Below are 20,702 nucleotides of genomic sequence, written 5' to 3'. Positions count from 1 at the left end.
TTGTCTGGCTCTTTTTTTACCATATGTGTAGTAATTAAGAATACAATAGTTATAAGAGGTGCTCCCTGATTGGTTTGTGATATGATTGCAGTATCATAGAATACAGTACGGAAACTGTCAGGGAAATGGGGAATAGTACGGATGGCTAAGAAAAAAACGGCATTCCTATGTCAAGACTGCGGATATGATTCTCCTAAGTGGATGGGGAAATGTCCAGGTTGTAATAAATGGAATACGATGGTAGAGGAAATTATTCAGCCAGAAAAAGGGCAGAGACGCTCTTTTCAGACAGGAGCAACAAGCCAAAAGCCAGAACCAATTACAAAGATTAAGAGTGAAAAAGAGCCGAGGATTGACACGAAAATTAATGAGCTAAACCGAGTGCTCGGTGGAGGCGTCGTGCCAGGGTCTCTTGTTCTCGTTGGTGGAGACCCCGGTATCGGAAAATCTACGCTATTACTTCAAGCATCCTCTACATTAGCTGAATCAGATCAAACCGTTCTCTATATTTCAGGAGAAGAATCAATCAAGCAAACGAAACTGAGGGCTCAACGTCTTGGAATTAATCATGATCGTTTGTATGTACATGCAGAAACGGATATGGATTTAATTGAAAAAGCGATACAAGACGTTAAACCGACACTTCTCATCATAGATTCCATTCAAACTGTCTTCCGATCCGAAGTCACTTCCGCCCCTGGTAGTGTCTCTCAGGTAAGAGAATGTACGTCGCAATTTATGAGAATTTCGAAATCAAATGGAATAGCTACCTTCATCGTAGGACACGTAACTAAGGAAGGATCGATTGCAGGTCCAAGGTTACTAGAACATATGGTTGATGCAGTTCTTTACTTCGAAGGTGAACGTCATCACACGTATCGGATTTTAAGAGCGGTGAAAAACCGATTTGGTTCAACGAATGAAATAGGTGTATTTGAAATGAAAGAAAAAGGCCTCGATGAAGTGGAAAACCCATCTGAAGTCTTTTTGGAAGAACGCTCAAATGGCGCAGCGGGATCCTCAATCGTAGCCTCCATGGAAGGGACTAGACCGGTCCTAGTTGAAATTCAAGCATTGGTTTCTCCAACGAGCTTTGGTAATCCACGCCGAATGGGGAATGGGATTGACCATAATCGGGTATCACTGTTAATGGCGGTTCTTGAGAAGAGAGTAGGTCTCTTGATGCAAAATCAAGATGCTTATGTCAATGTCGCAGGAGGGGTCAGGTTAGATGAACCTGCTATAGACTTAGGGATTGCTATTAGTATCGCTTCAAGCTTTAGAGATCAACCTACAAATCCTACGGATGTGTATATAGGAGAAATAGGACTTACTGGCGAAGTAAGAAGAGTATCCAGAGTTGAGCAACGAGTAAATGAAGTTGCAAAGCTTGGCTTTAAACGGGTCATCCTACCAGAGAAGAACATCGGTGGTTGGACCGTACCGAAAGGCATTGAACTTGTCGGTGTTTCGTCTGTACAAGAAGCACTACGTCAAACGACAGGAGGGTAACGTATGGATGTTGCAATGAGAGAGTTAATCGTAAGTAAGATGCTTCAATATGTTGCACCCGGAACACCCTTACGTGACGGTATCGATAATGTCCTACGCGCAGAAACTGGTGGCTTGATCGTCGTCGGTCATAATGAGAAAGTACAGAGGCTTGTAGATGGTGGCTTCACGATTAATTGCCGGTTTTCCCCCGCTTATTTGTATGAACTCGCTAAAATGGACGGCGCAATTATTCTAAATGACGATGGACATAAGATATTATATGCGAATACACAATTGATTCCGGATACTTCAATCCCATCTAAGGAAACAGGGATTAGACATAGAACCGCAGAACGGGTAGCTAAACAAACGGGAAACCTTGTCATTTCCATTTCGCAAAGAAGACGTGTCATTACACTATACCAAGGCCATATTCGTTATTCATTGCAAGATATTGGAGTTATTTTGACGAAAGCCAATCAAGCATTGCAAACGCTTGAGAAATATAAGTCTGTACTCGATCAAAGCATGACTGACTTAGGTGCTTTGGAGTTTGAAGAGCTCGTTACATTCCAAGAGGTTTCTCAAGTTATTCATAGAATAGAAATGGTACTGCGAATTCGAAACGAAATCATCAAGTATGTAAATGAACTAGGCTCTGAGGGACGACTAATTAGCATGCAAATGGAAGAGCTCGTCTCAAATATAGAATCAGAAGCGGCACTCATCATTAAAGATTACTCTAAAGATCCAACGGTTGATCCATTTTATATATTGAACGAACTGAATAAGCTCAAAAGCGAAGAATTGTTGGAAGAAAATGCAATTGTACGTTTATTAGGCTACATGCCTTCTTCGAATATTTATGAAGAACCAGTAAAACCAAGAGGATATCGCATTCTGCATAAAATTCCACGACTACCATCACTGATCATTGAGAATTTAGTTGAACACTTCAAGCATTTACAAAAAACCTTAAAAGCTTCAATAGAAGAGTTAGATGAGGTTGATGGTATTGGAGAAATACGTGCCCGTAAAATAAAAGATGGTTTGAAAAGAATTCAAGAACAACTCTTTCTAGATCGCCATATTTAGGAAGTCCGAGTACCCTTTGTTTATTAATTGTGTTTTACATGTTATATTATGTAAAATTACAGATAAATAGGTTTCAAATGAGATGAAATGTCTATAATGAAGAGAAGGAGGTGAACAATTGTGTTAAAGCGAATTGTTCAGTTATTTTTCATAATTGTTGGTGGAACTTTAGGTTATTTATATGTACCTGAACTTATTCTTATATTAAATGAATTAATTAACTTAGGAGATTTACCTGGATTCATAACCTCACCATATATCGGAACAGTAATAGGTGCGCTATTATTCTTCGTAAGTACATTTTGGTTAGCCGATTATATTGTCGGGTTCATTCAGTGGATAGAAGAATCGTTGAACAGAGCCCCTGTTGCGGATGTTTTATTTGGCTCTTTTGGTCTTATATTCGGTTTAGTTGCCGCGTATTTAGCCATGTTCGCCTTAAACAGTATGGAACTGAGTGTTGTATTTAATGTAATAGGCTTTTTCGGCACAGCCTTACTCGGGTATATCGGTTTCCGTTTTGGATTTAATAAACGTGAAGAGCTCATGAATGTATTCAGTTCTGCGCGCTTTGCAAATAAGAAGAAAGAAGCAGAAGCTGAGACTGCTGAAGAAAGTAGCGCTATATTGAAAATACTTGATACGAGTGTCATAATTGACGGTAGAATTGCAGATGTTTGCCAAACAGGATTTCTTGAAGGTCCGATTGTCATCCCACAATTTGTATTAGAAGAGCTTCAACATATTGCAGATTCTTCTGACGTATTGAAGAGAAATCGAGGTCGTCGAGGACTAGATATCCTCAATCGTATTCAAAAGGATCTCTCTGTAAAGGTTGAAATTTACGAGGGTGATTTCGAAGACGTTCATGAAGTCGATAGTAAGCTTGTAAAACTAGGGAAGCTTGTATCTGGTATTGTCGTCACAAATGATTATAACTTAAATAAAGTTTGTGAGTTCCAAGGCGTACCCGTATTGAACATTAATGATCTAGCAAACGCGGTAAAGCCAGTCGTTTTACCTGGTGAAGAGTTAAATGTTCAAGTCATTAAAGACGGGAAGGAACAAAACCAAGGCGTCGGATACTTGGATGACGGCACGATGATCGTCGTTGAAGGTGGACGTGATTACATTGGCAAAACCATTGAAGTCATTGTCACAAGTGTATTGCAAACATCTGCTGGTCGAATGATTTTTGCAAAGCCTAAGCTGTTAGAGAAGGCATTGTAATTCTTCTAGAAAGTAGATGAGTCGAGTGGATTACGTTGTAATTATACCTGCAGCTGGTCAAGGGAAGCGTATGAATGCAGGTAAGAATAAACAGTTTCTGATGTTGGAAGGCGCACCATTAATCATACACACATTACGCGTGTTTGAAATGGATGAATGGTGTAGTGGTATCATCCTTGTTGGAAACAAGAACGAACTTTCTGATCTTAAAGAAGCAGTGAATGACTATCAAATAGAAAAAGTACTAAAGGTCGTACCTGGAGGCGAGGAGCGACAACATAGTGTCTATGAAGGGTTGAAAGTTGTAGATCAATCATCACGTGTTCTGATCCATGACGGCGCAAGACCCTTTGTTTCTATTGATTCGATACACAAACTAGTCATTGCAGCACATGATAGCGGTGCGGCTGTTCTTGGTGTACCTATTAAGGATACAGTGAAACACATTGAACAAAAGAAGGTTGTTAAGACCGTAGACCGAAACAGCTTGTGGGCGGTTCAAACCCCACAAGCTTTTCATCTGTCTCTCATTTTGTCCGCCCATTTAAAAGCTGCTGAACAAGGGTACCTCGGAACCGATGATGCAAGCCTTATTGAGCATGCTGGGAGTGAAGTAACGATCGTTGAAGGGGATTATTTAAATATTAAACTGACAACTAAAGAGGATCTATTGTTCGCAAAAGCAATCCTACGTGAGAGGAAGGAGCACCATAACAATGTTTAGAATCGGACAAGGCGTTGATGTACATCAACTCGTGGAAGGTAGACCGCTTATTATAGGGGGCGTGACCATCCCTTATGAGAAAGGTCTTCTCGGACATTCAGATGCAGATGTACTTCTACATGTCATAACGGATGCTATATTAGGTGCAATCGGAGAAGGGGATCTTGGAAAGCACTTTCCCGACACAAGTGCGGACTTTAAGGATATTGATTCCAAAATTCTGTTGCAAAAGTCTTTTGAGATAGCGAGCGAAAAAGGATTTTCATTAGGAAATGTTGATGCCACAATTATCGCTCAGCAGCCTAAGATGGCCCCACACATTCATGAGATGCGAAAAGTCATCGCAGAATTGTTAGACGCAGATTTGGAACAAGTGAATGTAAAAGCAACAACCACAGAAAAACTTGGATTCACAGGTCGTGGAGAAGGAATCGCCGCTCAAGCAGTTGTATTAATGGAAAAATAAACCTTGCCATTAGGCTCGGTTTAATTATTTCCACTATGGTAAAATAAACAACAAAGAAAACGTGAAAGGTGAGATGAACTCATGTCAGATCAAGTAAGAGTACGCTATGCCCCAAGTCCAACGGGTCATTTACATATCGGTAATGCACGAGCAGCACTATTTAATTACCTATTTGCTCGTAGTCAAAATGGTACGTTCGTCATTCGAATTGAAGATACAGACCAAAAGAGAAATGTTGAAGGTGGAGAATACAGCCAGCTGAACTATTTAAAGTGGCTAGGAATTGATTGGGACGAAAGCGTTGATGTTGGAGGGGACTATGGACCTTACCGACAAATGGAACGTCTTGAAATATACAATGAATATTATCAAGAACTGCTCAATCGCGGGCTTGCGTATAAGTGTTATTGCACGGAAGAGGAGCTTGAGCAGGAGAGAGAAGCACAACAAGCACGAAGTGAAATGCCTAGGTATTCTGGAAAGTGCCGTCACTTAACAGAAGAAGAACAAGAAAGATTGGCAAGTGAAGGTCGAAAGCCTAGTATTCGTTTTGCTGTGCCAAAAGGAAAAGAATATTCTTTCATGGATATCGTTAAGGATCGTGTATCGTTTGAATCAGACGGTATCGGCGACTGGGTGATCGTAAAGAAGGATGGCATTCCTACTTATAATTTTGCAGTTGTCATCGATGACTATCTTATGAAAATCAGTCACGTATTACGTGGGGACGATCACATTTCCAACACACCTAAGCAGCTAATGATTTACGAAGCATTCGGGTGGGATGCGCCAAAGTTTGGACATATGACTTTGATCGTCAATGAAAATCGTAAAAAACTTAGTAAGAGAGATGAAGATACAATCCAATTCATCGAACAATATGAAGCGCTTGGTTACTTGCCTGAGGCACTCTTTAACTTTATTGGCTTACTCGGTTGGTCTCCAAAAGGGGAAGAAGAATTGTTCTCTAAAGAACAGTTTATTGAAATCTTTGACGCGGATCGTCTATCGAAAGCGCCTGCTGTATTTGATACAAAGAAATTAGAATGGATGAACAACCAATATATTAAAGAGGCAGATTTTGAGCGTGTGCTTGAGCTGACAGTGCCTCACTTGGAAAAAGCAGGACGTGTTTTTGAAGATCGTTCTAAGGAAGACGATGAATGGGTGAAGAAGCTTGTATCCTTATATCAGGAGCAACTGTCACACGGTGCTGAAATCGTTCCACTGACTGATCTATTCTTTAACAAGTCAGTTGCATACGACGAAGCGGCTGGGGAAATTTTAAGTGAAGAGCAAGTGCCAGAGGTCTTGAATGGACTGATGGATCAAATACGTGCGATGGAAACTTTTGAGCCAGCAGAAATCAAGGCAGCGATAAAAGCAACTCAGAAAGAGACAGGTCATAAAGGCAAGAAATTGTTTATGCCAATTCGAGTTGCCGCTACAGGGCAAAGTCACGGACCTGAGCTCCCTGATTCATTATCTCTACTAGGTAAAGATGTTGTTCTTTCTAGACTTAGTGAAGCAGTTGAGCAATTCGGAAAGTAAATCATACACATTTTGAGTAAAATATAATATAGTAAAGAAAACATGTACGTTAAATCGTTGAAGAGGATAAGTAGGGAAGAATTGATCTTTGTTCAGAGAGAACCACCTAGGCTGAGAGTGGTTTAAAGATCGGATCCTGAATTGCACCTCTGAGACTCTTATTGAAAGTGAGTAGATAAGAGCGGGTCTTCCACCGTTAACGGAAGCTGAGAGAGAAGAGAGTTTTTTATTTCTTCTAAACAGAGTGGGACCGCGCCAATAGCGTCTCTGTGAGTATTCACAGGGGCGCTTTTTGTGTTTTCTATATTCGCTCTCTAATATCCCGCCCGCTAATTTTTTACGATATGAATTGTAGCGTAAAGGGTGAGCGAGTACCCAGTAGCATTATTAGAGGTAATTTGAGTATTTAATTTAAAGGAATTGAGAGGAGGCGTGACGTTTATGTTTAAAACTTTGAAAGAAGATATTGATGTTGTGTTTGACCAAGATCCAGCTGCACGAAGCTATTTTGAAGTCATTTTAACTTATTCAGGTCTACACGCGATATGGGCACATCGGTTTGCGCATTTATTCTGGCGGAAGAAGCTATTCTTCTTAGCTCGTGTCATTTCTCAAATTAGCCGTTTTCTAACCGGTATTGAAATTCACCCTGGTGCAAAGGTGGGACGACGTTGTTTCATTGATCATGGCATGGGAGTAGTGATTGGTGAAACGTGCGAAATTGGAGATAATGTGACCTTATTCCAAGGGGTAACCTTAGGAGGTACAGGTAAGGAGAAAGGGAAACGTCACCCTACTCTTGAGGATTATGCCTTAGTAGCAACCGGAGCCAAAGTATTAGGTTCGATTACGATAGGACGAAATTCAAAAGTCGGAGCAGGTTCAGTTGTTTTGCAAGATGTACCACAGAATTCCACAGTAGTTGGTATTCCTGGTAAAGTCGTCATTCAGGATGGGGTTAAAGTGAAGGGGAATCTTGATCACCAAAACTTACCCGACCCTGTTTCAGATAAATTCAAACATATGGAAAATGAGCTAGAGCGCTTGAAATCAGAAATCGACAGTTTGAAAAGGAGTGGGCACAATTGAGTATTCAAATTTATAATACGGTTACTCGGCAGAAAGAACCGTTTAACACGATAGAAGAAGGAAAAGTAAAGATGTATGTATGTGGACCTACCGTATATAACTATATTCATATCGGTAATGCGCGACCACCAATTGTCTTTGATACTGTACGACGTTACCTTGAATACCGAGGTTACGATGTCCATTTCGTTTCTAACTTTACAGATGTAGACGATAAAATTATTAAGGCTGCAAATGAACTGGGAGAAGAGGTTCCGACGCTTTCGAAGCGGTTCATCGAAGCCTATCACGCTGATACTTCCGCGGTAAATGTTCAGAAAGCAAACCTTCATCCAACAGTTACAGAAACAATGAGTGACATCATTGCATTTATTGAAAAGCTGATCGATAAAGGTTATGCATACGAGGCGGAAGGGGATGTATACTTCCGCACGAAGAAATTTAAAGATTACGGCAAGCTATCTCATCAATCCATTGACGAATTAAGACTTGGATCAAGAATTCAAGTAGGTGAAAAAAAGGCTGACCCGTTAGATTTTGTACTTTGGAAAGCAGCGAAAGAAGGAGAAATCTATTGGGAAAGTCCTTGGGGGAAAGGTAGACCAGGTTGGCATATCGAGTGCTCTGCTATGGTAAAGAAATACCTAGGTGACACGATCGACATTCATGCAGGTGGACAGGATTTATCATTCCCTCATCATGAGAATGAAATTGCCCAATCAGAAGCGCTTAATGAGAAAGAGATGGCGAACTATTGGATGCACAATGGGTATATCAACATTAACAACGAGAAGATGTCTAAGTCATTAGGGAACTTCATTTTACTTCACGATTTGATTCAGAAATACGACCCACAGGCATTCCGATTCTTTATGCTGAATGTGCATTATAGGCATCCTATTAACTTTACAGATGAACTGTTGGAAAGTGCGATCACTAGTCTTGAGCGTATTCGAACAACGGTTGAGAATCTTGAACATCGTATCGCACATAGTGCAGACCTCGGTTTAAATAATGGAATGTGGTTAAAGAAAGTTGAAGGCTACAAAGAAAAATTCATTGAAGAGATGGACGACGACTTCAATACTTCAAATGCAATCGCTACGTTATTTGATCTGTCTAAGGAAGCGAATGTTTATCTCCAAGAAGAGAATACAACGGTTGAAGTTTTGGAACGATTTGTATCCTTATTTGAGGAAATAGGTAGTGTGCTTGGTCTTGAACTTCGAAAGGTTAAAGAATTGTTGGATGAAGAAATAGAATCTTTAATTGAAAAGCGAAACCAGGCTCGAAAAGATAAGGACTTTCAACTAGCCGACGGTATTCGAGATGACCTTGCTGATCAAGGCATTATCCTAGAAGATACACCTCAAGGGGTTAGGTGGAAAAGGAAATCATGAATGATCCGTATATACAAAATGTAAGCAACCCAAAGCTATTGAAATCAACAGCGCTCGCATATATCGGCGATGCAGTATACGAAGTCTATATCCGTTCTTATTTATTAGGAAGAGGCGAAGTGAAACCTCATCAGCTCCACAAACAGGCGACTCGCTATGTTTCTGCTAAGGCTCAAGCAAATGCGATCCATTCGTTGCTTGAGTCTCAGGAGCTTTCTGAAGAAGAACAGGGTGTAGTGAGACGTGGAAGAAACAGCAAGATGGGCACAGTACCAAAGAATACTGACATCCAAACGTATCGATATGGGACAGCCTTTGAAGCATTATTAGGATTCCTTTATCTATCCAAACAGCATGATCGGTTAGACGTACTTATTGAGAAATCCATCGAGATTATAGAACAAATTGAAGGAGGGAAATGAGTTGAATAACGATATTGTAATTGGAAGGAATCCAGTTCTTGAAGCCATTCGATCTGGGAGAGATATTAATAAGATCATGGTAGCCGAAGGTGCGCAGAAAGGCTCGATCGGACAAGTCATCAGCAAGGCTAAACAGGAGCGGATTCAAGTCCAACATGTTCCTAAAAAGAAATTAGATACACTAGCTGAAGGTACAAACCATCAAGGTGTATTAGCTTACGTTGCGGCCTATGAGTATGCCGAAATGGATGACATTTTCAAGTTAGCAGCAGAACGAAACGAGGACCCGTTCTTTCTCGTATTAGACGAGATTGAAGATCCACATAACCTTGGTTCCATCCTACGGACTGCTGATGCAACAGGTGCACATGGAGTCATCATTCCTAAGCGTAGAGCGGTAGGATTGACTACAGCTGTTGCAAAATCATCTACAGGTGCGATTGAATATATCCCTGTCGTTCGTGTAACAAATATCGCTCGAACTATTGAAGATTTAAAATCTCAAGGCGTATGGTTTGTCGCGACAGATGCTAAGGGAGATCAGGATTATACACAAGCGCGGTATGACATGCCGATAGGCTTAGTGATTGGAAGTGAAGGTAAAGGAATCGGAAGGTTAGTGAAAGAAAAGTGTGACTTTCTGGTTTCATTACCGATGAAAGGGAATGTCACTTCCTTAAATGCTTCTGTAGCTGCAGGGTTACTTATGTATGAGGTCTATCGTCAGCGAATGACAGTTGGTGAATGAAAATGGAAATCCTCTTAGTAGACGGTTACAACATGATCGGGGACTGGCCGGACCTGAGGATTTTAAGAGACAAAGATCTTGCGGCTGCTCGGGATTTATTAGTCGATAAAATGGCTGAATATCAAGCGTATACCGGTATGAGAGTGATCATCGTTTTTGATGCTCACTATGTACCGGGTACAGAAACGAAATTCAAGAATTACCGGATTGAGGTCATCTTTACGAAAGAAAATGAATCGGCAGATGAACGAATTGAAAAATTAGCAAAAGAATTAAAAAATATTCGGACGAAGGTTCATGTGGCCACTTCAGACTTTCTAGAACAGTGGGTTACTTTCGGACTTGGCGCTTTAAGGAAATCGGCTCGAGAGCTTGCTATAGAGGTAAATCAGATCGAAAAAAGGATAAGCCAAAAAGTAGATGATATGCAGAATGAGCGACGTTCGTCGAGCTTATTACTCTCTGAAGAAGTTGCTGAAATTTTTGAAAAATGGCGGAGAGGAGACCGTTGACCGGTTGACGCTTGTCGAATCCGTACTGTATAATATTTCTATATATACAGGTCGCCATGGTCGGAGGGATTCTCGTGAGCACAGAACTCAAAGAGATTGTACACCCGGAATTTGGAGAGCTTGAAGATGAGTCGATTGTGGAGCAGGTTCACGAAGGACAAAGCGCCGCTCTTGAATACTTAATCAACAAGTATAAGAATTTCGTCCGCGCTAAAGCACGGTCATATTTTTTAATCGGTGCTGATCGCGAAGACATTATCCAAGAAGGTATGATTGGTCTTTATAAGGCTATCCGTGATTTTAAAGAGGACAAGCTTTCCTCTTTCAAAGCTTTCGCTGAACTCTGTATCACCCGCCAGATGATTACCGCCATTAAAACGGCAACTAGACAAAAGCATATTCCACTTAATTCATATGTATCATTGGACAAGCCAATTTACGATGAAGAATCAGACCGCACGCTTTTAGATGTCATTTGTGGTTCAAGAGTAACAGATCCAGAAGAGCTTATTATCAATCAGGAAGAGTTTGATGATATTGAGTTGAAAATGGGAGAGCTTTTGAGTGATTTGGAACGTAAGGTATTGATGCTTTACTTGGATGGACGGTCTTATCAAGAGATATCAGTAGATTTGGACCGTCATGTTAAATCAATCGACAATGCCCTGCAAAGGGTCAAACGTAAGCTGGAAAGGTATCTTGAGCTTAGGGAAGTTGGACTTTAAGTCGTCGAATTTAGGTTGTGTAAGTGTAATCAAAAAAGTAAGAATACTTCGACAGGGAGTAATCCCTGTTTTTTTCTTGGGGTAAAGTTCTGAATGATCTTTATTGTTGATTTCAAACGAAAACTGCGAGACTCCTCGAAAATGAAATTCGCATTTTCTTCGTGCGATGTAACGCTGCCGAAGCTTTCCTTGTCCTGCGGGAATAGCGAGCCAAGAGAGACTCCTCAGCGAACATTGGCTATCGGATCTCATCGGTGAGCGAGGAGGCTCGCGGTTCGCCCGCGGAAAGCGAGTGAGTTTCGAAGAAATCAACACAGGATAAAGACCTGATACATCAGGCCTTATACGATCTGGGACGCGTTGACAGGACTATACCCCTGTGATAAAGTGAATAGCATAAAATGGACATAGTATGGATAAAACTCGGACTTGATTCGGGTCTAACGGTATTTTCTGGAGAGGATCACAGATGCGCACAAAAATTACTCTTGCTTGTGAACAATGCAAGCAGCGAAACTATACGACAACCAAGAACAAACAAAGTGACCAAGGTCGTATTGAAATGAAGAAGTTTTGCAAACACTGCCAAGCGTCAACTGTGCACCGCGAAACAAAGTAAATCCGATCAATTTTGAAGATAAATAGAACCGTATTGCCTGTATTCAGCAATCAATGAAGATTTCGATCTGAACTTGTTATTCATTTTTTACACGAGGCAAAGCGGAATGTTTTAATGAGTTTTTATCATAACCAATTTATTCTGGGGGTAGAATGATGGCTGGAATTGTACAAAAGACAGGTAGATTTTTCTCAAATGTTGTTAAGGAGCTAAAGCGTGTTTCTTGGCCGAACCGTAAGGAACTGACAAAATATACAATCACTGTTATATCAACTGTGTTGTTCGTAGTTTTATTCTTTACAGTAATTGATCTAGGAATAAGTTGGATAATTGAAACATTCCTAGAAAACTAAAATAAAATTTTCTTGCTGATTAAGCTGAAATACAAATGGCTACAATGGTAAAGTAAATCCGTTTGGGAGGGAAAGGACGACCATGTCCTCACAAGTTATGGAAAAAAGATGGTATGTAGTACACACGTATTCTGGATACGAAAACAAAGTAAAAGCGAATCTAGAAAAGCGCGTAGAGTCAATGGGTATGGAGGACAAGATCTTCCGCGTGCTCGTCCCGCAAGAAGAAGAAACAGAAATTAAGAATGGCAAGAAGAAAACAGCTATGAAGAAAGTATTCCCTGGATACGTCTTAACCGAAATGGTCATGACTGACGATTCTTGGTATGTTGTCCGGAATACACCTGGAGTAACTGGGTTTGTTGGTTCAACAGGTTCAGGCTCTAAGCCGACAGCACTCTTGCCAGAGGAAGTAGATCGCATTCTAAACAGTATGGGACTTGAAAAGCCGAAAGCGGATGTTGACTTCGAGATCAAAGAGAGCGTTAAGATCAAAGAAGGTCCATTTGCTAACTTCGTTGGTTCTGTCGAAGATATTGATGTTGATAAGCAGAAGCTTAAAGTACATGTCAATATGTTTGGTAGAGAGACGCCTGTTGAAGTAGGCTTTACACAGGTAGATAAGCTCATTTAATGCGACGGGGTCACAGATCATGAATGAGTTCGACGGTGTCACAGGGTGTGACATGATTGGTTGAACTTCATGTATTTGTTCCTATTCCCCCGTTGTTTTTTCATGCGTTTCAGTTAAATTTTAAAGAAACCTTGTAAAATGCCGCTGGAAATGATAGAATTTTAATGTTTGAAATAACCCGATAAACAAAACGGGGAGCTTTCACTATTGAAAGCTCGTTTTTATGAGTGGGAGGGCCAAAGAGCCCAATAGACCACATCACGGACTAAGGAGGTGTGTCACGTGGCTAAAAAGGTAATTAAGGTAGTTAAGTTGCAAATCCCAGCAGGGAAAGCTAACCCAGCACCACCAGTTGGACCAGCACTAGGTCAAGCAGGTGTTAATATCATGGGATTCTGTAAAGAGTTTAACGCTCGTACATCAGATCAAGCTGGTATGATTATTCCGGTTGAAATTACGGTATTTGAAGACCGTTCATTTACATTCATTACAAAAACTCCACCAGCTGCTGTATTGTTGAAGAAAGCAGCAGGAATCGAGTCAGGTTCTGGAGAACCGAACCGCAATAAAGTTGCGACGGTTAAGCGTGATAAGGTAAAAGAAATCGCTGAGACGAAAATGCCTGACCTAAATGCTGCAAGCGTCGATTCTGCTATGAGAATGGTAGAAGGAACTGCACGTAGCATGGGTATTGTAATCGAAGACTAATCATGCATAGCACATAAGGTTGCGAGCTTCGCAACCTTTCTTATGGCGCTGTATTAGCGCAAAAGTGGGAGGATATTCCGTAAAAACCACACTTAAGGAGGAAATTAAATTGGCTAATAAAGGAAAGAAGTATCAAGAAGCTGCTAAGCTTGTTGATCGTTCCGTTCAATATGATGCAACTCAAGCAATCGAGCTTGTAAAGAATGCGGCTCCAGCTAGTTTTGATGAAACAGTTGAAGTGGCAGTACGTCTAGGGGTTGACCCTAAGAAAGCAGACCAACAAGTACGTGGAGCAGTTGTACTTCCTAATGGAACTGGTAAAACACAACGTGTTCTCGTTTTCGCTAAAGGCGAAAAAGCTAAAGAAGCGGAAGCTGCTGGAGCAGACTTCGTTGGAGATTCTGATTACATCAACAAAATCAACCAAGGTTGGTTCGACTTTGACGTAATCGTTGCAACACCTGACATGATGGGTGAAGTTGGTAAGCTTGGTCGTGTTCTTGGACCTAAAGGCTTGATGCCAAACCCTAAAACTGGAACAGTTACTTTCGAAGTAGAAAAAGCTGTTCAAGAAATTAAAGCAGGTAAAGTAGAATACCGTGTAGACAAGCAAAGCAATGTTCACTGCCCAATCGGGAAAGTTTCTTTCGATCAAGAAAAGCTTGTTGAGAACTTAACTACAATCATCGACACGTTGATTAAAGTTAAGCCAGCTGCAGCTAAAGGGACTTATATCAAGAACATCGCAATCGCTTCTACAATGGGACCTGGAATCAAAGTTACACCAAACAGCTTCAACGTAAAATAAGCTGTTGACATTCTAAGGATTCCCGAGGTATAATTGCTATCGGAAATTGAATAGGTCATACCGTAGACAGTAGGTGCGAGAAATCGCTTAATAACCTGCCGAGGTGTGTTGGGATTTCATACATTGCTATGATTTTAACACTACGCCTTCATGTCTACAGACATGAAGGCTTTTTACATGATGAAAATCACTACGGTATGAAATAACAGGAGGTGTAAGAATGAGCGTACTTGAACAAAAGAAGCAAATTGTTTCTACCATTGCTGATCAGTTGAAGAACAGCAAAACAACAATTCTTGTTGATTACCGCGGTCTTGACGTTTCTGAAGTAACTGAATTGCGTAAGCAACTTCGTGAAGCAGGAGTCACTTTCAAGGTATACAAGAACACGATGACTCGTCGTGCAGCTGAAGAAGCTGGACTTAGCGAATTGAACGAAACTCTAGTTGGTCCTACAGCGATCGCTTTCAGTGAAGATGAAGTTGTAGCTCCGGCGAAGATTTTGAACAATTTCTCTAAGGAACATGAAGCACTTGTCATCAAAGCTGGTGTGGTTGAAGGTCAAATCACATCTGTTGAAAACATCAAAGCACTTGCAGAACTACCATCACGCGATGGACTTCTTTCTATGTTGCTTAGCGTGCTTCAAGCACCAATGCGCAACTTCGCATTGGCTACGAAGGCTGTTGCTGATCAAAAAGAAGAGCAAGGTGCTTAAGAATCTGAATTTCAGATTGAACGAATCGTTTATATAATAAAATTAAAACAATAATAGGGAGGCTTTACACAATGAGTAACGAACAAATCATTGAAGCAATCAAAGAAATGTCAGTACTAGAACTTAACGATCTAGTAAAAGCAATCGAAGAAGAATTTGGAGTAACTGCTGCAGCTCCTGTAGCTGTAGGCGGAGGCGCTGGTGAAGGTGCTGCTGAAGAGAAATCTGAATTTGACGTAATCCTTGAAAGTGCTGGATCTTCTAAGATCAAAGTCATCAAGGTAGTACGTGAAATCACTGGACTTGGACTTAAAGATGCTAAGGAATTAGTAGACGGAGCTCCTAAGCCAATTAAAGAAGGCGTATCTAAAGACGAAGCTGAAGAAATGAAATCTAAGCTTGAAGAAGTTGGAGCGTCAATCGAACTTAAGTAATAGAGGCTGTTTCAAAAGAGTTAGATCTTTTGAACCCCGATATTATGAACTAACAAAAGAAGCTCGCGTGAAACGCGGGCTTTTTTTCTTGCATAACTAAAAAAGTTTGAAGTTAGATGCGTGCGGAAGAGATTTCTAGCTCCATCGCCTAGATGCTCGAGGTCGCTTCGATTCCTTATAACACCAAAGTCGTGTTGTTTTGTGGAATCTCCAGCGCTTGACGCACCTGAAAAAGGCGATTTGGCTTTTAATTTGTTGCACTTATTCATCAGCGGATGTATATTCGACTTGCAGAAGTGCAATAAAGAATGATGTATATTCCTATAATGAATGTGATCCGAGGAGATGGCGATATGGGAAGTCATTATTACTCAAATAAACCATCAGTAGAAAGCAACCGGAAAGACTGGGCTTTCGAGTTAAAAGGGAAAACGTTTCGTTTTTACTCTGACTCAGGCGTTTTTTCTAAAAATGAAGTCGACTTTGGTAGTAGATTATTAATCGAATCGTTTGAAGCTACGGACGTTGATGTGAATATTTTGGATATGGGCTGTGGGTATGGTCCGATTGGGTTAGCCCTTGCTGCTAGTTATCCGAAAGCTGAAATTACGATGGTAGATGTGAATGAACGAGCCATACAACTTTCAAAAGACAATGCACGTAGAAACCAAATTGCTAATGTAGATATTTTTCAGAGTAACTTATTTGAAAATGTTACGAAGTCGAATTATCATGCTATTCTTACAAACCCACCCATTCGTGCGGGGAAGGATGTTGTACACGCTATTTTCGAACAAGCCCATACACACTTATTACCGGGCGGAGAGCTTTGGATCGTCATTCAAAAGAAACAAGGTGCTCCTTCGGCAATAGAGAAACTGGAATCTATTTTTGATGAAGTTGATGTGGTGGAGCGCAAAAAAGGTTACTTTATCATCCGTTCGAAAAAAAGTTGACTCAAATTTGGGTCTATGGTATTATTATAAAATGCCAAAGATACGTGTATTTTCATTTGTTTGATTTTTACGTTAAAAGCGGATAAAAATTAAACAATGAGGGAAAAATAGTATAATCATTTGTTTATTTGGGAAAAATGAGGTTGAATGACCCTTTTTTCTTTTTGCACCTTATGAAAGTTGTAAATGAACTACTTTCAAAGATTTAGTGCAAGAGCCTTTAGGATCAGCCTTTAGGAGTTTAGGCTATTGCCGCTTTTTTAGCTTGGCATTAGCCAAGTTTTTCTTTTTCTCTAATACATATCGAGGTTCTAGTAGAATTTAAACAACTAGGATCAATCGTATGATTGGAGATGTAAGATATAAGTATGCACCACAAGCAATGGTGTATGCTATGTTTTTATTCTAGTTATTTCTAAATAACTAGTTGCATGACGATACTATGCTGGATTTGAGGGGTGAATCAGTTGACAGGTCAACTCATTCAGTTTGGACGCCACCGCCAACGGAGAAGCTATGCAAGAATTAATGAAGTTTTGGAACTTCCAAATCTCATTGAAATCCAAACTTCCTCCTATCAATGGTTTCTTGATGAGGGTTTGAGAGAGATGTTTCACGACATTTCTCCGATTGAGGATTTCACGGGTAACTTGGTGCTTGAATTTATCGATTATAGTTTAGGAGAGCCTAAGTATTCCTTCGAGGAGTCCAAAGAAAGAGACGTCACATATGCGGCGCCGCTTCGCGTTAAAGTTCGTCTGATTAACAAAGAAACGGGCGAAGTGAAAGAACAAGAGGTCTTCATGGGGGATTTCCCTCTTATGACAGACACAGGTACATTCGTGATCAATGGAGCAGAACGCGTAATTGTTTCGCAGCTCGTCCGATCACCGAGCGTATATTATAACAAAAAATTGGACAAAAACGGCAAGAGAGGTTTCACAGCTACGGTTATACCAAACCGAGGAGCATGGTTAGAACTTGAAACGGATGCGAAAGATGTCGTGCATGTTCGAATCGACCGTACTCGTAAGATACCAGTAACGGTCTTGTTGCGTGCATTAGGATTCGGTTCTGATCAAGAAATCATCGATTTGCTAGGTGAAGATGAGTATCTTCGCAATTCTCTTGAAAAAGATAACACTGAAGGTACTGAAAAAGCGCTTCTTGAAATTTATGAGCGTTTACGTCCAGGAGAACCCCCTACAGTTGATAACGCTAAAAGTCTATTAGATTCTCGCTTCTTTGATCCGAAGCGCTATGATTTAGCAAATGTTGGGCGCTATAAGATTAACAAAAAGCTTCATATTAAGAACCGTCTTTTCAATCAGCGTTTAGCTGAAACGATTGCTGACCCTGAAACGGGTGAAATTATCGCAGAAGAAGGAACGGTACTTGATCGTCGATTATTAGAGCGTATTTTACCAATGCTTGAAAATCAAGATGCTTATAAAGAAGTAACGCCAGCTGGTGGGGTTATTGAAGATGAAACAATTCGTCTTCAGTCTATTAAAATATATTCTCCAGTTGAAGGTGAAACAGATCAGGTAATCAATGTTATTGGAAATGGACAGATCGACCGTAAAGTGAAGAATATCACACCGGCCGATATCATCGCTTCCATTAACTATTTCTTTAACCTTCTACACGGAGTCGGTCTCACAGATGACATTGATCATTTAGGGAACCGTCGTCTTCGTTCAGTTGGAGAACTATTACAAAACCAATTCCGTATCGGATTATCTCGTATGGAGCGTGTAGTACGTGAACGTATGTCAATTCAAGATACGAATTCGATTACGCCACAGGCTCTCATCAATATTCGACCGGTTATTGCTTCCATTAAAGAGTTCTTCGGAAGTTCGCAGCTCTCTCAATTTATGGATCAGACGAATCCGTTGGCAGAGCTAACTCATAAAAGACGTTTATCTGCACTAGGACCAGGTGGTTTAACGCGTGAACGTGCTGGTTTCGAAGTACGTGACGTCCATTATTCTCACTATGGTCGTATGTGTCCGATTGAAACACCGGAAGGTCCAAACATTGGACTGATTAACTCACTTTCAAGTTACGCGAAAGTGAACGAATATGGGTTCATTGAGACACCATATCGACGTGTGGATCCTGAAACAGGTAAAGTAACGGAGCAAATTGATTACTTGACCGCAGATGAGCAAGACAACTATGTCGTTGCACAAGCAAACGCAAAGCTTGCTGATGATGGTTCATTCATAGATGATGAAGTCATCGCGCGTTATCGTGATCAAAACACGATTGCCAAGCGTGACAAAATCGATTACATGGACGTTTCACCAAAGCAAGTTGTATCTGCTGCAACAGCATGTATTCCTTTCCTTGAAAACGATGACTCTAACCGAGCATTGATGGGAGCGAACATGCAACGTCAGGCAGTACCATTGATGGTACCGGAGTCTCCAGTAATTGGAACAGGTATGGAGCACGTATCTGCTAAAGACTCAGGAGCTGCCGTAATTAATAAGTATGAAGGTATTGTCGAGAAAGTATCTGCTGCTCGCGTATATGTCCGTCGTATAGAAATGGTTGACGGTAAAGAAGTGAAAGGCGATCTTGACCGATACAATATGATGAAATTTATTCGTTCCAACCAAGGAACGTGTTATAACCAACGCCCTATCGTTAGTGAAGGTGATCGTGTAACAAAAGGTGAAATCCTTGCAGACGGACCTTCAATGGAAAAAGGCGAGCTAGCACTTGGTAGAAACGTCGTTGTAGGATTTATGACCTGGGATGGTTATAACTACGAGGATGCAGTAATCATGAGTGAGCGTCTCGTGAAAGATGATGTTTACACTTCAATTCACATTGAAGAGTATGAATCAGAAGCCCGAGATACTAAGCTTGGACCAGAAGAAATCACTCGTGATATTCCGAATGTTGGTGAAGATGCACTTAAAAATCTTGACGAACGTGGAATTATTCGAGTAGGTGCTGAAGTAAAAGACGGAGATATCCTTGTCGGTAAAGTTACGCCAAAAGGTGTAACAGAATTGACTGCAGAAGAACGTCTACTTCATGCGATCTTCGGTGAAAAGGCACGTGAAGTAAGAGATACATCATTACGAGTGCCTCACGGTGGAGATGGAATCGTCCATGACGTGAAAGTGTTTAACCGTGAAGATGGAGATGAATTACCTCCTGGTGTTAACCAATTAGTACGCGCTTATATCGTTCAGAAGCGTAAGATTCATGAAGGCGATAAAATGGCCGGTCGTCACGGTAACAAAGGTGTAATTTCTAGGATTCTTCCTGAGGAAGACATGCCTTACCTACCTGATGGCACACCAATCGATATCATGTTGAACCCTCTAGGGGTACCATCACGTATGAATATCGGACAGGTGTTAGAGCTACACCTTGGAATGGCAGCTAGAGAACTGAACCTTCATATGGCTACACCAGTATTTGATGGTGCACGTGAAGAAGATGTTTGGGCAACATTAGACGAAGCAGGCCTATCACGAGATGGAAAAACTGTTCTATACGATGGTCGTACAGGTGAACCGTTTGATAACCGAATCTCTGTCGGTGTTATGTATATGATCAAGCTTGCTCACATGGTAGACGATAAGCTTCACGCTCGTTCTACCGGACCTTACTCACTTGTAACGCAACAACCACTCGGTGGTAAAGCGCAATTCGGAGGACAACGTTTCGGTGAGATGGAGGTTTGGGCACTTGAAGCCTATGGTGCAGCTTATACACTCCAAGAAATTCTCACTGTCAAATCTGACGATGTTGTTGGCCGTGTGAAAACTTACGAAGCGATTGTTAAAGGCGAAAACGTTCCAGAACCAGGTGTTCCGGAGTCATTCAAAGTCTTGATTAAAGAGCTTCAAAGTCTCGGAATGGATGTCAAGATGCTCACAAAAGACGAAGAAGAAATCGAAATGCGTGAGATTGATGAAGACGAGGAAAACACGAACGACAAACTGAACTTGAACGTAGAGACCCAATCCGTCGGTGAATAAGGGTAT

Annotated in this window: 21 protein-coding genes and 2 other annotated features; all 21 genes read left to right on the top strand. The window is 41.0% G+C overall.

Features of this window, described 5'->3' with window-relative positions; all coding sequences use genetic code 11:
* Positions 1-141: 141 nt before the first annotated feature.
* The 21 genes from radA to rpoB all read left to right on the top strand — a co-directional run bounded on the left by radA (position 142) and on the right by rpoB (position 20,696).
* Positions 142-1,512, top strand: coding sequence for a DNA repair protein RadA (gene radA / locus L2716_RS17425; protein ID WP_236338683.1), 1,371 nt, complete (start codon positions 142-144; stop codon positions 1,510-1,512).
* Between the two features lie 3 nt (positions 1,513-1,515).
* A complete protein-coding gene (gene disA / locus L2716_RS17420) occupies positions 1,516-2,589 on the top strand; it encodes a DNA integrity scanning diadenylate cyclase DisA (RefSeq protein WP_236338665.1) in 1,074 nt (357 codons plus the stop codon).
* Between the two features lie 120 nt (positions 2,590-2,709).
* Positions 2,710-3,819 carry a PIN/TRAM domain-containing protein gene (locus L2716_RS17415; RefSeq protein WP_236338658.1) on the top strand — a complete coding sequence of 370 codons (1,110 nt, stop codon included), beginning with the start codon at positions 2,710-2,712 and terminating at the stop codon, positions 3,817-3,819.
* Between the two features lie 25 nt (positions 3,820-3,844).
* Positions 3,845-4,543: a 2-C-methyl-D-erythritol 4-phosphate cytidylyltransferase gene (ispD, locus tag L2716_RS17410; RefSeq protein ID WP_236338656.1), complete on the top strand. Its 699-nt coding sequence runs from the start codon at positions 3,845-3,847 to the stop codon at positions 4,541-4,543.
* Complete coding sequence (gene ispF / locus L2716_RS17405; RefSeq protein WP_236338646.1) at positions 4,536-5,009, top strand: 2-C-methyl-D-erythritol 2,4-cyclodiphosphate synthase; 474 nt, start codon at positions 4,536-4,538, stop codon at positions 5,007-5,009. Before ispD ends, ispF begins: the two co-directional genes overlap by 8 nt.
* 81 nt (positions 5,010-5,090) lie before the next feature.
* A complete protein-coding gene (gene gltX / locus L2716_RS17400) occupies positions 5,091-6,560 on the top strand; it encodes a glutamate--tRNA ligase (protein ID WP_236338635.1) in 1,470 nt (489 codons plus the stop codon).
* 48 nt (positions 6,561-6,608) lie between these two features.
* Positions 6,609-6,832 (top strand) — a binding site (T-box leader).
* 169 nt (positions 6,833-7,001) lie between these two features.
* Positions 7,002-7,649, top strand: a complete 648-nt coding sequence (cysE, locus tag L2716_RS17395) for a serine O-acetyltransferase (protein WP_236338624.1) — start codon at positions 7,002-7,004, stop codon at positions 7,647-7,649.
* The gene (gene cysS / locus L2716_RS17390; RefSeq protein ID WP_236338622.1) at positions 7,646-9,049 is read left to right on the top strand and encodes a cysteine--tRNA ligase; all 1,404 of its coding nucleotides are present in this window, start codon (positions 7,646-7,648) and stop codon (positions 9,047-9,049) included. The genes cysE and cysS overlap by 4 nt, the downstream gene beginning before the upstream one ends.
* Positions 9,046-9,471, top strand: a complete 426-nt coding sequence (locus L2716_RS17385; protein WP_236338620.1) for a Mini-ribonuclease 3 — start codon at positions 9,046-9,048, stop codon at positions 9,469-9,471. The genes cysS and L2716_RS17385 overlap by 4 nt, the downstream gene beginning before the upstream one ends.
* Position 9,472: 1 nt before the next feature.
* On the top strand, positions 9,473-10,219 hold the full coding sequence (gene rlmB, locus L2716_RS17380; protein WP_236338611.1) for a 23S rRNA (guanosine(2251)-2'-O)-methyltransferase RlmB: 747 nt from the start codon (positions 9,473-9,475) through the stop codon (positions 10,217-10,219).
* A 2-nt stretch (positions 10,220-10,221) separates the two neighbouring features.
* Positions 10,222-10,731 carry an NYN domain-containing protein gene (locus L2716_RS17375; protein ID WP_236338599.1) on the top strand — a complete coding sequence of 170 codons (510 nt, stop codon included), beginning with the start codon at positions 10,222-10,224 and terminating at the stop codon, positions 10,729-10,731.
* A gap of 74 nt (positions 10,732-10,805) precedes the next feature.
* Positions 10,806-11,456, top strand: a complete 651-nt coding sequence (gene sigH, locus L2716_RS17370; RefSeq protein WP_236338586.1) for an RNA polymerase sporulation sigma factor SigH — start codon at positions 10,806-10,808, stop codon at positions 11,454-11,456.
* Positions 11,457-11,925: 469 nt separating this feature from the next.
* On the top strand, positions 11,926-12,075 hold the full coding sequence (gene rpmG, locus L2716_RS17365; protein ID WP_236338584.1) for a 50S ribosomal protein L33: 150 nt from the start codon (positions 11,926-11,928) through the stop codon (positions 12,073-12,075).
* Between the two features lie 155 nt (positions 12,076-12,230).
* The gene (secE, locus tag L2716_RS17360) at positions 12,231-12,428 is read left to right on the top strand and encodes a preprotein translocase subunit SecE (RefSeq protein ID WP_236338567.1); all 198 of its coding nucleotides are present in this window, start codon (positions 12,231-12,233) and stop codon (positions 12,426-12,428) included.
* Positions 12,429-12,525: 97 nt separating this feature from the next.
* Entirely contained in the window at positions 12,526-13,062 is a 537-nt protein-coding gene (nusG, locus tag L2716_RS17355) for a transcription termination/antitermination protein NusG (RefSeq protein WP_236338565.1), read from the top strand.
* A 282-nt stretch (positions 13,063-13,344) separates the two neighbouring features.
* Positions 13,345-13,770 carry a 50S ribosomal protein L11 gene (gene rplK, locus L2716_RS17350; RefSeq protein ID WP_236338538.1) on the top strand — a complete coding sequence of 142 codons (426 nt, stop codon included), beginning with the start codon at positions 13,345-13,347 and terminating at the stop codon, positions 13,768-13,770.
* Positions 13,771-13,879: 109 nt separating this feature from the next.
* Entirely contained in the window at positions 13,880-14,578 is a 699-nt protein-coding gene (gene rplA, locus L2716_RS17345; RefSeq protein WP_236338528.1) for a 50S ribosomal protein L1, read from the top strand.
* 42 nt (positions 14,579-14,620) lie between these two features.
* Positions 14,621-14,763, top strand: a sequence feature (ribosomal protein L10 leader region).
* A 35-nt stretch (positions 14,764-14,798) separates the two neighbouring features.
* Positions 14,799-15,296: a 50S ribosomal protein L10 gene (rplJ, locus tag L2716_RS17340; protein ID WP_236338526.1), complete on the top strand. Its 498-nt coding sequence runs from the start codon at positions 14,799-14,801 to the stop codon at positions 15,294-15,296.
* 71 nt (positions 15,297-15,367) lie between these two features.
* The gene (gene rplL, locus L2716_RS17335; RefSeq protein WP_236338525.1) at positions 15,368-15,730 is read left to right on the top strand and encodes a 50S ribosomal protein L7/L12; all 363 of its coding nucleotides are present in this window, start codon (positions 15,368-15,370) and stop codon (positions 15,728-15,730) included.
* A 353-nt stretch (positions 15,731-16,083) separates the two neighbouring features.
* The gene (locus L2716_RS17330; RefSeq protein ID WP_236338523.1) at positions 16,084-16,686 is read left to right on the top strand and encodes a class I SAM-dependent methyltransferase; all 603 of its coding nucleotides are present in this window, start codon (positions 16,084-16,086) and stop codon (positions 16,684-16,686) included.
* Between the two features lie 467 nt (positions 16,687-17,153).
* The gene (gene rpoB, locus L2716_RS17325; protein ID WP_236338513.1) at positions 17,154-20,696 is read left to right on the top strand and encodes a DNA-directed RNA polymerase subunit beta; all 3,543 of its coding nucleotides are present in this window, start codon (positions 17,154-17,156) and stop codon (positions 20,694-20,696) included.
* The last annotated feature ends 6 nt before the right edge of the window (positions 20,697-20,702 follow it).

Source organism: Pseudalkalibacillus berkeleyi, from assembly GCF_021608225.1.
Lineage (GTDB): Bacteria > Bacillota > Bacilli > Bacillales > Fictibacillaceae > Pseudalkalibacillus > Pseudalkalibacillus berkeleyi.
Note: the sequence above shows the minus strand (reverse complement) of the source record. Positions and strands in the feature narration are given on the sequence as shown.